The organism is Sphingomonas sp. Marseille-Q8236, from assembly GCF_965112005.1.
This window is the reverse complement of record NZ_CBCOPO010000001.1, coordinates 653,191-666,129: the sequence shown is the minus strand read 5'-3', so window position 1 is coordinate 666,129 and position 12,939 is coordinate 653,191. Positions and strand designations below refer to the sequence as shown.

General features: G+C 66.3%; 15 protein-coding genes. 11 read left to right on the top strand and 4 right to left on the bottom strand.

Annotated elements, in window-relative coordinates; translation table 11 throughout:
• Window positions 1-156 precede the first annotated feature (156 nt).
• From ACWPWT_RS03120 to ACWPWT_RS03100, 5 genes are all read left to right on the top strand, one after another.
• Window positions 157-2,226 carry a S9 family peptidase gene (locus ACWPWT_RS03120; protein WP_454278514.1) on the top strand — a complete coding sequence of 690 codons (2,070 nt, stop codon included), beginning with the start codon at window positions 157-159 and terminating at the stop codon, window positions 2,224-2,226.
• Window positions 2,202-2,807, top strand: coding sequence for a DedA family protein (locus ACWPWT_RS03115; RefSeq protein WP_454278513.1), 606 nt, complete (start codon window positions 2,202-2,204; stop codon window positions 2,805-2,807). Before ACWPWT_RS03120 ends, ACWPWT_RS03115 begins: the two co-directional genes overlap by 25 nt.
• The gene (locus tag ACWPWT_RS03110; protein WP_454278511.1) at window positions 2,804-3,196 is read left to right on the top strand and encodes an acyl-CoA thioesterase; all 393 of its coding nucleotides are present in this window, start codon (window positions 2,804-2,806) and stop codon (window positions 3,194-3,196) included. The genes ACWPWT_RS03115 and ACWPWT_RS03110 overlap by 4 nt, the downstream gene beginning before the upstream one ends.
• Before the next feature lie 50 nt (window positions 3,197-3,246).
• On the top strand, window positions 3,247-3,744 hold the full coding sequence (locus ACWPWT_RS03105; protein ID WP_454278510.1) for a methylated-DNA--[protein]-cysteine S-methyltransferase: 498 nt from the start codon (window positions 3,247-3,249) through the stop codon (window positions 3,742-3,744).
• Window positions 3,745-3,855: 111 nt separating this feature from the next.
• A complete protein-coding gene (locus ACWPWT_RS03100) occupies window positions 3,856-4,080 on the top strand; it encodes a hypothetical protein (protein WP_454278509.1) in 225 nt (74 codons plus the stop codon).
• Window positions 4,081-4,343: 263 nt separating this feature from the next.
• Here ACWPWT_RS03100 and ACWPWT_RS03095 read toward each other — a convergent pair whose 3' ends face one another.
• Both ACWPWT_RS03095 and ppc read right to left on the bottom strand, forming a co-directional pair.
• Entirely contained in the window at window positions 4,344-4,748 is a 405-nt protein-coding gene (locus ACWPWT_RS03095; protein ID WP_309697884.1) for an OsmC family protein, read from the bottom strand.
• Window positions 4,749-4,752: 4 nt separating this feature from the next.
• Window positions 4,753-7,428, bottom strand: a complete 2,676-nt coding sequence (ppc, locus tag ACWPWT_RS03090) for a phosphoenolpyruvate carboxylase (protein WP_454278508.1) — start codon at window positions 7,426-7,428, stop codon at window positions 4,753-4,755.
• 274 nt (window positions 7,429-7,702) lie between these two features.
• On the opposite strand from ppc, the gene ACWPWT_RS03085 reads away from it, so the two are divergent.
• Window positions 7,703-8,167: a hypothetical protein gene (locus ACWPWT_RS03085; protein WP_454278507.1), complete on the top strand. Its 465-nt coding sequence runs from the start codon at window positions 7,703-7,705 to the stop codon at window positions 8,165-8,167.
• 10 nt (window positions 8,168-8,177) lie between these two features.
• Entirely contained in the window at window positions 8,178-8,795 is a 618-nt protein-coding gene (locus tag ACWPWT_RS03080) for a DUF1826 domain-containing protein (protein ID WP_454278506.1), read from the top strand.
• A gap of 46 nt (window positions 8,796-8,841) precedes the next feature.
• Here ACWPWT_RS03080 and ACWPWT_RS03075 read toward each other — a convergent pair whose 3' ends face one another.
• Both ACWPWT_RS03075 and ACWPWT_RS03070 read right to left on the bottom strand, forming a co-directional pair.
• The gene (locus ACWPWT_RS03075; protein ID WP_454278505.1) at window positions 8,842-9,288 is read right to left on the bottom strand and encodes a hypothetical protein; all 447 of its coding nucleotides are present in this window, start codon (window positions 9,286-9,288) and stop codon (window positions 8,842-8,844) included.
• Between the two features lie 20 nt (window positions 9,289-9,308).
• Complete coding sequence (locus tag ACWPWT_RS03070) at window positions 9,309-9,875, bottom strand: HNH endonuclease (RefSeq protein WP_261270221.1); 567 nt, start codon at window positions 9,873-9,875, stop codon at window positions 9,309-9,311.
• 95 nt (window positions 9,876-9,970) lie between these two features.
• Between ACWPWT_RS03070 and gluQRS the strand changes: the two genes are divergently transcribed.
• Genes gluQRS through egtB form a run of 4 tightly spaced genes read left to right on the top strand, consistent with a single transcriptional unit; the run spans window position 9,971 to window position 12,937 of the window.
• On the top strand, window positions 9,971-10,822 hold the full coding sequence (gene gluQRS, locus ACWPWT_RS03065; protein ID WP_454278504.1) for a tRNA glutamyl-Q(34) synthetase GluQRS: 852 nt from the start codon (window positions 9,971-9,973) through the stop codon (window positions 10,820-10,822).
• Window positions 10,823-10,831: 9 nt separating this feature from the next.
• The gene (locus tag ACWPWT_RS03060; RefSeq protein ID WP_261270223.1) at window positions 10,832-11,059 is read left to right on the top strand and encodes a twin transmembrane helix small protein; all 228 of its coding nucleotides are present in this window, start codon (window positions 10,832-10,834) and stop codon (window positions 11,057-11,059) included.
• Between the two features lie 4 nt (window positions 11,060-11,063).
• The gene (locus tag ACWPWT_RS03055) at window positions 11,064-11,627 is read left to right on the top strand and encodes a cob(I)yrinic acid a,c-diamide adenosyltransferase (RefSeq protein WP_454278503.1); all 564 of its coding nucleotides are present in this window, start codon (window positions 11,064-11,066) and stop codon (window positions 11,625-11,627) included.
• 38 nt (window positions 11,628-11,665) lie between these two features.
• Window positions 11,666-12,937, top strand: coding sequence for an ergothioneine biosynthesis protein EgtB (gene egtB, locus ACWPWT_RS03050; protein ID WP_454278502.1), 1,272 nt, complete (start codon window positions 11,666-11,668; stop codon window positions 12,935-12,937).
• The last annotated feature ends 2 nt before the right edge of the window (window positions 12,938-12,939 follow it).

The following is a 12,939-nucleotide window of genomic DNA, read 5'->3' as shown; positions in this document are numbered from 1 at the left end:
GGGATTCCCTTCGTGGCCAAGCGCGGAACGTGCGCTTCGACTTCGCTCAGCGTGAACGGTTGTTGGGGAGCCACGTAGCGAGGGGATGGCGGGGCATGAGAAATAGCCGAGCCGCCGCCTCTTCCGGCAGACCCCAACCCTAGCTACATCCGTGGGATGACCGAACCCGTTGCGCTGACTCCGCCCGTTGCCGAAACCCGTGCCCACAGCTTCACCGCGCATGGCATCACCATCGAAGATCCCTATGCCTGGCTGAAGGACCCCGCTTACCCGGAGGTCACCGACAAGGACGTCCTGTCCTATGTCGAGGCGGAAAACGCCTATTTCGAGGCGGTCATGGCCCCGCGCCAGCCGCTGATCGAGCGGCTGTATGAAGAGATGAAGGGGCGGATCAAGGAGGACGAATCCTCCGTGCCGCAAAAGGATGGCGACTGGCTCTACTGGACCGCGTTCGAGACGGGCGGGCAATATCGCAAATGGTGGCGCAAGCCGGTCGCGGGCGGCCCCGACGAGCTGCTGCTCGACGAACCGGCGCTGGCCGAGGGCAAGGAATATTTCCGGCTGGGCGCCTTCTCGATCAGCAACAATGGCCGCTACCTCGCTTATGCGATCGACGACAATGGCTCCGAACGGTTCGAGGTGCGGATCAAGGACCTGACCACCGGCGAACACCTGGCGGAAGTCATTCCCGGCATGTTGTCGGAGATCGTCTGGACAAAGGACGACAGCGGTTTCCTCTACGGCGTGGCCAATGCCCAGTGGCGGACCGACAATGCGCGCTTCCACAAGCTGGGCACGCCGGTCGCGGATGATGTCGAGCTGTTCCACGAGGATGACGAGGGCTACCGCGTCGCCGTCGCCGAGACCTCCGCACGCAACTGGATCGTGATCGTGACCGGCGACCATGTCACCAGCGAGGTGCGGCTGGTCCCGTCCGACAATGTCTTCGCCGAACCCATCCTGGTCGCGCCCCGCAAGGAGGGCCGCGAATATGATGTGGACGAGCATGACGGCACGCTGTTCATCCACACCAATGACGTGGACCCGCAATTCCGCCTGTGCACCGCCTCGATCGAGGCACCCGGCGACTGGCACGAGCTGATCGGGCCCAACCCGCATTTCTACATGACCGGGGTCGAGTGCTATAAGGACTTCTTCGTGGTCGAGGGGCGCGAGGGCGGTTTGGACCGTATCGCCATCCACCGCTACGACGCGCCAACCATGGCGCAGCGGATCGAATTCCCCGAGGCGAGCTACACGGCGGGCCTGGGCGACAATCCCGAATATGACGTGTCGGTCCTGCGCCTGGGCTATGAATCGATGGTCACGCCGGGCACCGTCTATGACTATGACGTAGCGACCGGCGGGCTGACCGTGCTGAAGGTCCAGGAAATCCCCTCGGGCTATGACGCGGACAAGTACCGGACCGAGCGGCTGAAGATTGCCGCGCGCGACGGGACGATGGTGCCGGTGTCGATCGTCTACCCGAAGGATTTCCCGCGCGACGGGTCGGGCAAGCTGTTCCTCTATGCGTACGGCGCCTACGGCTATGCGATCCCGCCGGGCTTCTCCACGGGCCGCATGAGCCTGCTCGATCGCGGCTTCGCCTATGCCATCGCGCATATTCGCGGAGGCGACGATCTGGGCCAGCAATGGTATCTGGACGGCAAGCTCGAAAAGCGCACCAACACCTTCCACGATTTCGTCGATGTCGCGAATGGGCTGATCGCGGGCGGCTGGACCAGCCAGGGGCAGATCGCGATTGCGGGCCGCTCGGCGGGCGGCGAGCTGATGGGCGCGGTGGTCAATTCCGACCCCGAACTCTGGGGCGCGGTGATCGCCGACGTGCCCTTTGTCGACGTGCTCAACACGATGATGGATGCCGAATTGCCGCTGACGCCGGGCGAATGGCCCGAATGGGGCAATCCGATCGAGGACAAGGCGGCGTTCGAGCTGATCCACAGCTACAGCCCCTATGACAATGTCCGGGCCCAGGCCTATCCGCCGATGTTCATCTCGGGCGGGCTGAACGATCCGCGCGTCACCTATTGGGAGCCCGCGAAGTGGGCCGCCCGGCTCCGCGCGACCAAGACCGACGAAAATCTGCTGCTGCTCAAGACCAATATGGGCGCCGGGCATGGCGGCAAGTCGGGCCGGTTCGAGAGCCTGCGGGAAGGTGCGGAGGAACATGCCTTCGTCCTGTGGCAGATGGGAGTGGAATCCTGAGCATCGAGGCGATCGTCGCGCGCTATGGTGTCGTCGCGATCGCGCTCGGCGCAGGGCTGGAGGGGGAGACAGCGGTCGTCACCGGCGGCATCCTGGCGCATCAGGGATTGATCGGCTGGCCCGCCACGCTGGTCGCGGCGGCGGTGGGGTCGTTCCTGGCGGATCAGATCTTCTTCACCATCGGCCGCCGGTCGCGCGACGGGCGCTGGGTGGCCAAGCTGCGCAAGCGACGGGTCTATGCGCGCGTGACGCGGATGATGGAACGCTATCCCGTCGGCTTCATCTTCGCCTTCCGCTTCCTCTACGGCCTGCGGACGATCAGCCCGGTGGCACTGGGCACTAGCAAAGTGTCGACCCGGCTGTTCGTCGCGGTCAACGCCGCATCCGCCGCATGCTGGGCTTCGATCTTCGTCGGCATCGGTTATCTGTTCGGTGAGGCGTTCCAGGAACTGGCGGCGCGCTATCGCCCCAGTCTGCGCCATATCCTGATGGCGGCGGCACTGGTCATGGTCGCCGCCGCGATCGGCTGGGGCGTCCGCGCGTTGTGGCAAAGGTACAGGGACCCGAACGAACAGGCATGAGCCGCTTTTCGATCCAGATCACCGCAGGCCCCGACCATATCGACGAGCTGGGCCATGTGAACAACGCCGTCTGGGTCCAGTGGATTCAGGCGATCGCCACCGCCCATTGGGAAACGGTCGCGCCGCCCGAACATGTCGCGGCGCATGTCTGGGTCGTGACGCGGCACGAGATCGACTATCGCGGCAATGTCGTGGCGGGGGAAACGGTGACGGCGGAAACCTGGGTCCCCAACCCGCCCAAGGGCGCGCGGTTCGACCGGCATGTCCGCTTTCTGGATGCCGAGGGGCAGGTGAAGGTGGAGGCGGTGACGACCTGGGCGCTGCTCGACCGCGCCACCGGCCGGCTGTTGCGCGTCACGGCTGAGATCGCCGCGCCCTTCATGGTTTGACCGCAAGAAGCGGGACGCGCGGGGCGCGGGGATCGGCTAGGGTCGGTCCCATGTTGAGCGAATGCACCATGGCCTCGCCGGTCGGCGAACTGACCCTTGTCGCCAGCGAGCGCGGCCTGCGCGCCATCCTGTGGGCCGAGGAGAGGGCAGGGCGGGTCCGGTTGCCCGAACGGCGCGACGATCCCGCCCATGCCGTCCTGGCCGAGGCGGTGCGCCAGTTGCGCGACTATTTCGAGGGACGGCGCCGCACCTTCGACCTGCCGCTCGATCCCGAGGGCACGGACTTCCAGAAAGCGGTGTGGACCGGCCTGAACGCCATTCCCTATGGCGAGACGCGCAGCTACGCCGCGCTGGCCGCCGCGATCGGGCGGCCGGGGGCCTCGCGTGCGGTGGGGGCGGCGAATGGCCGTAATCCGTTGTCGATCGTGACGCCGTGCCACCGGGTGATCGGCGCGAACGGGACGCTGACCGGCTTTGCGGGCGGGCTGGCGGTCAAGCAATGGCTGCTGGCGCACGAACGCGGCGAGCGGCAACGCGCGCTCGCCTGAGCGATCCACGACGGCCGCACCCGTCCGCGCGGCCGATCGAAGGGCTGCGGGCTTGGCCGGTCGAAGCCTGGGGGCGTATCCGTCCGCCGGCTTCCACCGGGAGAATCGGATATGCGATCGATGCTCTCGCCCGTAGCGGCCGCCCTGCTGACCGCCGCGAGCCCCGCGCCGACGCCGTGCTGCCGCAATCTGGGCGAGGTGCGAATCCGGCAGATCCTGGCGCCCATCCGCGAAAAGGTCGCGCGGCAGGGGGTGAACCCCGATGTGGCGGAGGCGACCTTCCGCGCGATGGTCGAGGGCTTTGCCGCCGAGGAAGCGCGGCAGGTCGGGCGCTGAATTCCTTTCCGGCGGATCGACATTCAGCATTGCTTCTTCTTCTTCCCCTCTCCCCTGGACAGGGGAGAGGGTTAGCGAAGCTTGCCAGCCTGCTGGCTAGCACAGCTTGGGTGAGGGGTTGAGCGAGCCGAAAGGCTCGCGCGCTCGCCAAGCGAGCGCCCACCCCTCACCCAGCTCCGACTAAGCCTTTGCTTTCGCAAAGACCAAGTCTGCGCAACCCTCTCCCCTCTGCGAGGGGCGAGGGAAGGAAGGCCATCGGGCCGTCAGTCCTCGTCCCACAGAATGGCGATCGGCGCGTCGATGCCCAGCACCGCATGGACCGGGCAGGCCGCCGCCGCCGCTTCCAGCCTTTTGCGCTGCGCCGGATCATAGCGTCCCGGCACGCGCACCGTCACGGCCAGCGTCGTGATCCGGCGCGGGGCGTTGCCCATCTCCTTGGTGACGGTCGCCGTCGCGCCCGCCAGCTCCAGCCCGGCGACGCGCCCCGCCATCGCCATGATGCTCAGCACGCAACCGCCCAGCGATACCGACAGCAAATCGCTCGGCGAAAAGCCCTCGCCGCTGCCCCCCAGTTCCTGAGAGGCATTGGTGACCAGCACCGCGCCGGAGTCGGGATGCTCGGTCCGGCAGCGCAGGCCACCTTCGTACCGGACCACGAAATCGGTCACGTTCTTACCCGCTGTTGCGCAGCGCGGTGGCGATGCCGTTGATCGACAGCAGGATGCCCTCGCCGATGCGCGGATCGTCCTCGCCCGCGCGGTGGCGCTTCATCAGCTCGATCTGGAGCAAATTCAGCGGCTCGATATAGGGCAGGCGCAGGCGGATCGACGCCTCCAGCGCGGGATTGTCCGACAGCAGTCGCGTCTGCCCCGTCACGGTCAGCAACCCGTCGCGCGCGCGGTGCCAGCCGTCATGGATGCGCCCGAAGATCGAATCCCGCAAGGCTTCGTCCTCGACCAGCCCGGCATAGCGGCGCGCGATGCCGATGTCCGACTTGGCGAGCACCATCTCCATATTCGCCAGCGTCGCGGCGAAGAACGGCCAGTTCTTGGCCATGTCGGCCAGCAGCGCCTTGTCCTCGAAATTGGCGATGGCGGTGCCGACGCCGAACCAGCCGGGCAGCATGACGCGCGCCTGCGCCCAGCTGAACACCCAGGGGATGGCGCGCAGGTCCTCGATCGCGTCGGACTTCTTGCGGCTGGCCGGGCGGCTGCCGATCTTCAGGCCCGCAATCTCCGCGATGGGGGTCATCTGGCGGAAGAAGGTGCGGAAACCCTCGGTGCCATAGACCAGGTCGCGATAGGTGGTGAAGGCGGTCGCCGACATCTCCTCCATCGCGGTGGTGAAGCGCGCATTGTCCGCCGCCGACAGCCGGTCCGGCTCCAGGCTGGCGAGCAGTGTCGCCGATGCCATCGCCTCGAGATTGGTCAGTGCGGAATCGCGCGTGCCATATTTGCCCGCGATCACCTCGCCCTGTTCGGTGATTCGGATGCGGCCCTGCACCGTATCGTGCGGCTGGGCGCGGATCGCGGCGAAGGCGCTGCCGCCGCCCCGTCCCACCGCGCCCCCGCGCCCGTGGAACAGCTGCATCCGCACGCCCGCTTCCTCGAAGACCGGGCGGAAGGCGCTCGACGCCTTGGACAGCGACCAGGTGGAGGTCAGGTAACCGCCATCCTTGTTCGAGTCCGAATAGCCGATCATCACCTCCTGATGCCCGCGCGCGCGGACGATGGCGGCGATCTCGGGCAGCGCGAAATAGGCGCGCATGATCTCGGGACCCGCCTCCAGATCCTCAATCGTCTCGAACAGGGGCACCGCCATGATCGCGGCAGTGGCGGGTTCGCCGGGACGATAAAGGCCGAATTCCTTCAGCATCAGGTTGATTTCGAGCAGGTCGGACACCGACTTGCCCATCGAGACGATATAGTTGGTCAGGCACTTCGGGCCGTATTTGGCATGCGCATCGGCGGCGGCCTGAACGATGGCGAGTTCGGAGCGGGTCTCGTCCGAATAGTCCGCATAATGGCTGAACAGCGGTCGGGCGTTGGCGAGTTCGCGGCGGAGCAGCGCGATGCGCGCATCCTCGTCCAGCGCCAGATAATCCGCCTCGACCCCAGCCACCTTGAGCAGTTCGGCGACGACGCGTTCATGCACCGCCGAATTCTGCCGCAGGTCGAGCGTGGCGAGGTGGAATCCAAAGGTTTCGACCGCGCGGATCAGCCGCCCCAGCGCACCGCCGCTGGCCAGCGCCCCGTCGCCGCGTGCCGCCAGACCGCGCGCGATCGCGACCAGATCGGTGCGCAGCGCCTTGGGGTCGGGATAGGGCTCACCGGTCAGGCGGCCGGGGCGGGGCGGGGTCTTGCCGGTCAATGCCCGATGGGTGGCCGCCAGCCGCGCATAGATGCCCGACAGCGCGCGGCGATAGGGTTCGTCGGTGCGGCTCAAGGCTTCGTCGCCGCTCGCATCGGCCAGGGCCAGCACGGCCTCGTCCACCTCGGAATGTTCGGTCGAGATGGAGAGTTCGGCCCCCAGCGCGTGAACCCCCTCGCAATAATGGGTCAGCACCGCATCGGCGGCCTGGGCGAGCGCGGTGGTCAGCGAGTCGGCGGTGACGAAGGGATTGCCGTCACGGTCACCGCCGATCCACGAACCCGGACGCAGGAATGCGGGCACGCGCGCGCCGAACGCCTTGTCCCAGCGCTGGTAGAGGGCGGGCAGCACCGGCAGGAACACGTCGCGCAAGTAGGAGAGCGCGGTTTCCACCTCGTCGGTGACATAGAGGCGTTCACGGCGCAGGACGCGGGTCTGCCACAACAGCGCGATCTGGCGACCGATCGCCGCCTCCACATCGTCGCCATCGGGGGTGACGTCGCGGCCCGCATCGCGCATCGCCAGCAATTCGGCGATTCGGTTGCGGTGATCGATCATGCTCTTGCGGCGCACCTCGGTCGGGTGCGCGGTCAGCACTGGAACGACGAGCGCGCGGGCCAGCAACTCCATCGCCGCCTCTCGGTCGATGCCCTTGGCCGCCAGCGTCTCCAGCACTTCGCCAATATCGGTGCCCGGCTCGCGCGCGATCCCCTGCCGATCCTCGGCGAGATTGGCGAGCATCGAGAACAGCATGAAGCCGCGCACGAAATCCAGCGTCTCGTCGAGCGCGAGCCGTTCGAGTTGCAGGTCGACAGAGCCGTCCTCGCCCAGCCCGCGATAGCGGTCGACCGACGCACGGCGAATCGCCTCGGTCGCCTCGAACAGCGCGTCTCCACCATAGCGGCGGATCACATCGCCCAGTTGCGAGCCCAGGAAACGGATATCGGCGTTGTTCGCGATGGGAGGCAATTTGTTCATGCGCGCATTGCTGCAACGCAATAGGCCGGGCGTCAACCGATTGCAGATGGCAATGTTCGTATAATATCTTGTGCCGTCATGCCCTAAAGTTGCGTTTAAGCCAATCGGTTCGCAGCTTTTTCGATCGGGGCAGCGCCAACAGCAAGATTTCCTCACACATTAGCGAAGATATGTAATATCATTAACAATATGGGTTGGCGTGGTTTGCAACTGGCGGAAGCGCGATCGCGCAGGCGCCGGACGACACCACGATCATTAGAGAAAGGTAGGGGCTATGTTTACCGAAGAGCTGGTCCACACGGCGTTACAGACATGGTGCGACAATGTGGTGGCGGTCGGCCGGGTTCATGCCGAAGGCGGCGACGTCGGGGCCTTCGCCTCCCGGATCCTGAGCGACAATTATGATTACGACCATGGCAAGGTGCTGTTCAAGCCGACGCTGACCTTCGGCGCAAAGACCTATCGACCGACCAAGGAGGGGGCGCTCGCCTATTTCATCGGCGGCAATCCGGACTTCCCGGACGACAAGGGGTTCAAGCTGAAGCCCTGGGTGAAGGTCTGGTACAGCAAGCTCGACTATATCCTGCGCGGCGACCTGGCGATCGTGCAGTGCAACGTCCACTTCATCGGCGAGGATGACAGCCACATCTTCGTGAACAAGAGCTTCGTGTTCAAGCAATGCGAGGATGGGAAGGTGCGGATCATCCTTCACCAGTCGTCGCTGCCCTATCAGCCGTAACGCCGGGGCGATGACCGCGATCGGCATGGCGCGGCGGGTCGCCATCGGTGGCGATAGCGCGCTGCTCGATCATATCGCGCGGCCCGATACGGCTCTGGCCATCTGGTGGCGTCGGTTGCCCCCGCCGCTCCGGGCGGCGCTGGACGCGCTCGACCTGAACGGTGTCGACAGCCTGTCGGTCGAGACCGATCTCGGTGGGTCGATCGAGGCCTCCTTGCACGCGGCGGGATATGCGCGGGCGGTGTGCGAGATGCTGGGGGCGGACATCGACCGTCTCGTCCGGCGTCTCGCCGCGCTGACCGGCGAGGATTGTCTGCGCGTCCGGCTCGCGGTCGGCCACGGAGGGGACGGCCACCAGTTCCACGCCGACCGCACCCCCCTCGCGCTGCGATGCACCTATATCGGCCCAGGCATTCAATGGTGCTGCGTCGATGGGCTGGACGCGATCTGCGAGGTTCCGACCGGGGCGGTGGGCGTGTTCAAGGGGCGGATGCTGCTAGACCCGCCCATGATCCTCCACCGTGCGCCGCCTGGCGGTGATCGTCGCCTCGTGCTGTCGATCGAGCCCGCGCATGGCGGAGAGTGGGAGCGATCACTGCCGATCCTGCCCAGCGCCGATCCCTGTTGAGGGGAGAGTTGTACGGCGAACGATCCGGCGGCGGCCCTCGTTAGGCTCAGTTCATATTCCCCGGTTCGCCATTGGTGGCCCCCGTCGCCACCGGGTTGGTCGGCGCGGCGGGGCGTTCGGTGCGCGAGGCTTCGCGTTCCTCGGAGGTCACCGTGCCGTCACGATTCAAGTCCATCCGGTCGAACCGCGCCAGCATCCCCTCGAAAAATTCGCTTTCGGTGATCTCGCCGTCTTTGTTGCGGTCCAACTCCCACAGACGCGAATTGGTGGTGGGCATTTCCTCGGCGGTGATGATGTCATTGCCGTCGCGGTCCAGTTCGCGGAAGCGGCGCGCCATCATGCCGCCGAAATCGACACGGCTGGTCACGGATGGCGGAACGAAGCCGGCCTTGGCGGCAGCGCGATCGGCTTCGGCACGGTTCTCTTCCTTCTTGCCGCACGCCGCCGTCGCCATCATCGCCACCAGCCCGAGGCCTATCGCCCAATCCCGCATTCCCGACTCCCAACGGTTCGTTACGCTTCCAGCTCAACGTCCCAGTACAGCCAGTCGTGCCATGTTTCATGCAGATAATTGGGCGGGAAGCTGCGGCCATGTTCCTGCAAATGCCAGTTTGTTGGGCGGATCGGCTCGATATGCAGCGGCATTCCGGCCTGTCGCGGGGTGCGTCCGCCCTTCTTCAGATTGCAGGGCGCACAGGCGGTGACGACATTTTCCCAGGTCGTCCGGCCGCCTTGGGCGCGGGGAATGACATGGTCGAAGGTCAGGTCGCGGTGCGATCCGCAATATTGGCAGGAAAAACGGTCGCGCAGGAACAGGTTGAAGCGGGTAAAGGCCGGGAATTGCGACGGCTTCACGAATTGCTTCAGCGCGATGACCGAGGGCAGCTTGACCTTGGCGGTCGGGCTGCGCACCTCGCGCTCATAATGGGCGACGATATCCACCCGGTCGAGGAACACGGCCTTCACCGCGGTCTGCCAGGGCCAGACCGACAGCGGGTAATAGGACAGCGGCGTATAGTCCGCATTCAGTACGAGCGCCGGACAACTATCCGGGTGTCGGATCAGGTCGGGATGAAACACAGCTCCTCCCTTCGTGGTACTGCTGCGCCTTTCGCCCAGCAGCGTGACATGGCTATGACAGCATGGGACGGGAATCGCGGTCAAGGGGGTGGGCGATGAGCGGAGTGGGTCCCGTGACGCGTTTCGCGCCCAGCCCGACCGGGCGGCTGCATCTGGGCCATGCCCTGTCGGCGGTTCGCGCGCATGATCTGGCGCGGCGCGGCGGTGGCCGTTTCCTGCTCAGGATCGAGGATATCGACGGCACGCGCAGCCGCCCCGAACATGTCGAGACGATCTTGCGCGACCTGGAATGGCTGGGGCTGGAATGGGACGATCTGTCCTTCCAGTCCGAACGACTGGATCATTATGCGGCGGCACAGGGGCGGTTGGCGGACCTGCTCTATCCCTGTTTCTGCACGCGCGCCGAAATCGCCGCCAGCCTGTCCGCGCCGCATGGGGCCACGCCGCTCTATCCGGGGACGTGCCGCCATCTGTCGCATCACGAGCGTGGCGCGCGGATGGGGGATCCGCATGGCTGGCGGATCGACATGGCGCGTGCGGTCGAGCGGGTGGGCGCGCTTCACTGGCATGACGAACGCGAAGGGGCAATCGTCGCCGATCCGCTGAGCCATGGCGACGTCATCCTGGCGCGCAAGGATGCGCCCGCCAGCTATCATCTGGCGGTGACCGTGGACGACGCGGCGCAGGGCGTGACCGACGTGGTGCGCGGCGTCGACCTGTTCGAGGCGACCCATGTCCACCGGCTGCTACAGGCGCTGCTCGGTCTGCCGACGCCGCGCTATCATCACCATCCGTTGATCGTCGGGGCGGATGGACAACGTCTGGCCAAGCGTCACGGCGCGCCCGCGCTGGCGGCGATGCGAGAGGGTGGCGAAGATGGGCGCGCACTGGCGGACGCGCTGCGCCGCAATATGCTTCCCGCTGGATTTCGGCTGGGGGAGGCGTAAGCTTCGGGGATGAGCACTTTCCTCGTCATCCTGCTGATCGCGGCGATGATCGCCACCGTCGTCGCGCTGGTGCGTGGCATCATCTCGTTCCTGCAGGAGGCCACGGCCGAGGCGAAGGGCGAGGGGCCGGCCGCGTCGCAGCTCAAGTCCAACCGGATGATGCAGCAGCGCATCTTCTTCCAGGCGCTGGCGATTACCATCGTCGTGCTGCTGCTGTTCCTGGCAGGGCGGACTTGATCCCTTGGTCAAGCTGACGAAAATCTACACCCGTACCGGCGACGAGGGCACCACCGGCCTGGTCGACGGCTCGCGCCGGTCCAAGGCGGATGCGCGCATGGTCGCGATCGGCGAGGTGGACGAGGCGAACAGCGCGATCGGCGTCGCCTTGCTCGCTATCGACGGGCCGCTGGCCGCGTCGCTGACGCATATCCAGAACGATCTGTTCGATCTGGGCGCCGATCTGGCCACCCCCGGCGACGTCCAGGGCGCGCTGCGCATCCTGCCTGAACAGGTCGTGCGGCTGGAAAAGGAGATCGACGCGATGAATGCGCGCCTGACGCCGCTCACCAGCTTCATCCTGCCCGGCGGCACCAGTGCGGCGGCGCATCTGCATCTGGCCCGCGCCATCGCCCGGCGAGCGGAACGGGCCAGCGTGGCGCTGGGCGAGCAGGAGGCGATCAATCCGCCTGCGCTCGCCTATCTCAACCGATTGTCGGACTGGCTGTTTGTCGCGGCGCGGGTGATGAACCAAAGCGGCGCATCGGACGTTCTTTGGGTTCCAGGAGGGGTGCGCACGGAACGGTAAAGGGCCGGCCGGGTCCCCCGCTATCCGGGGAGCGCCCTATGCCGACTTCAATACCGTCCCCCGTGACGGCCGTGACGCCTACCGATCATCTGGCGTCCCGCTATCGGTCGGTGCGCGCACTGACGCTCGCCCTTGCCGAGCCTTTGTCCGACGCCGATGCGACTGTGCAGTCGATGCCCGACGCCTCGCCCGCCAAATGGCATATGGCGCATACGACCTGGTTCTTTGAAACCTTCGTGCTGCGCGACCATGTGCCGGGCTATGCGCTCCACGATCCGCGCTTCCCGTTCCTGTTCAACAGCTATTATGAGGCCGAGGGCAAGCGTCATGCGCGCCACCGCCGGGGGATGATCACCCGCCCGACGCTGGACGAGGTGCGCGCCTATCGCGTTCATGTCGATGCGGCGCTGCTCGCCGCGCTGCCCGACCTGCCCGAGGCGGCGCGCGAGCTGGTGGCGCTGGGCTGTCATCATGAGGAACAGCATCAGGAACTGTTCGTCACCGACATCCTCCACCTCTTTTCCGAAAACCCGCTGGAGCCTGCGCTCTATGCGCCCCTGCCCAAGACGCCGGTCGCCATGCCGGGCCCGATCGGTTGGATCGCGGGGCGGACCGGCATCGTGCAGATGGGGCATGACGGACAGGGTTTCGCCTTCGACTGCGAAGGGCCGCGTCACGATGCGCTGCTCCATCCCCATGCGCTGGCGGACCGCACCGTCACCAATGCCGAATGGATGCAGTTCATCGACGATGGCGGCTATCGCGATCCCCGGCTCTGGCTGTCGGACGGCTGGGCCTGGGTGAAGGCGGAAGACGTCGGCGCGCCGCTTTATTGGGAGATGCGCGACGGCGGCTGGACCCGGTTCGGGCTGGACGGGCGGCGCGCGGTCGATCCGGCCGCGCCAGTGACGCATGTCAGCTTCTACGAGGCGGATGCCTTTGCCACATGGGCCGGTGCGCGGCTGCCGACCGAGATGGAATGGGAGGCGGCGGCCTCTGGCTTTGATGCTTCGAGCGGCAATCAGATGGACGCAGCGGGGGCGATCGAACCCCGCCCCGCTACCGATGGCCCCGCCTTTTTCGGCGATGTCTGGGAATGGACCGGCAGCGCCTATCGCCCCTATCCCGGCTTTCGCGCCGTAGAGGGCGCGGTCGGCGAATATAATGGCAAGTTCATGAACGGGCAGTTCGTCCTGCGCGGCAGCAGTTGCGCGACCCCGCGAGGGCATGGCCGCGCCAGCTACCGCAACTTCTTCTACCCCCATCAACGCTGGCAGTTCACCGGCGTCCGTCTGGCAAAGGACCTGTGACC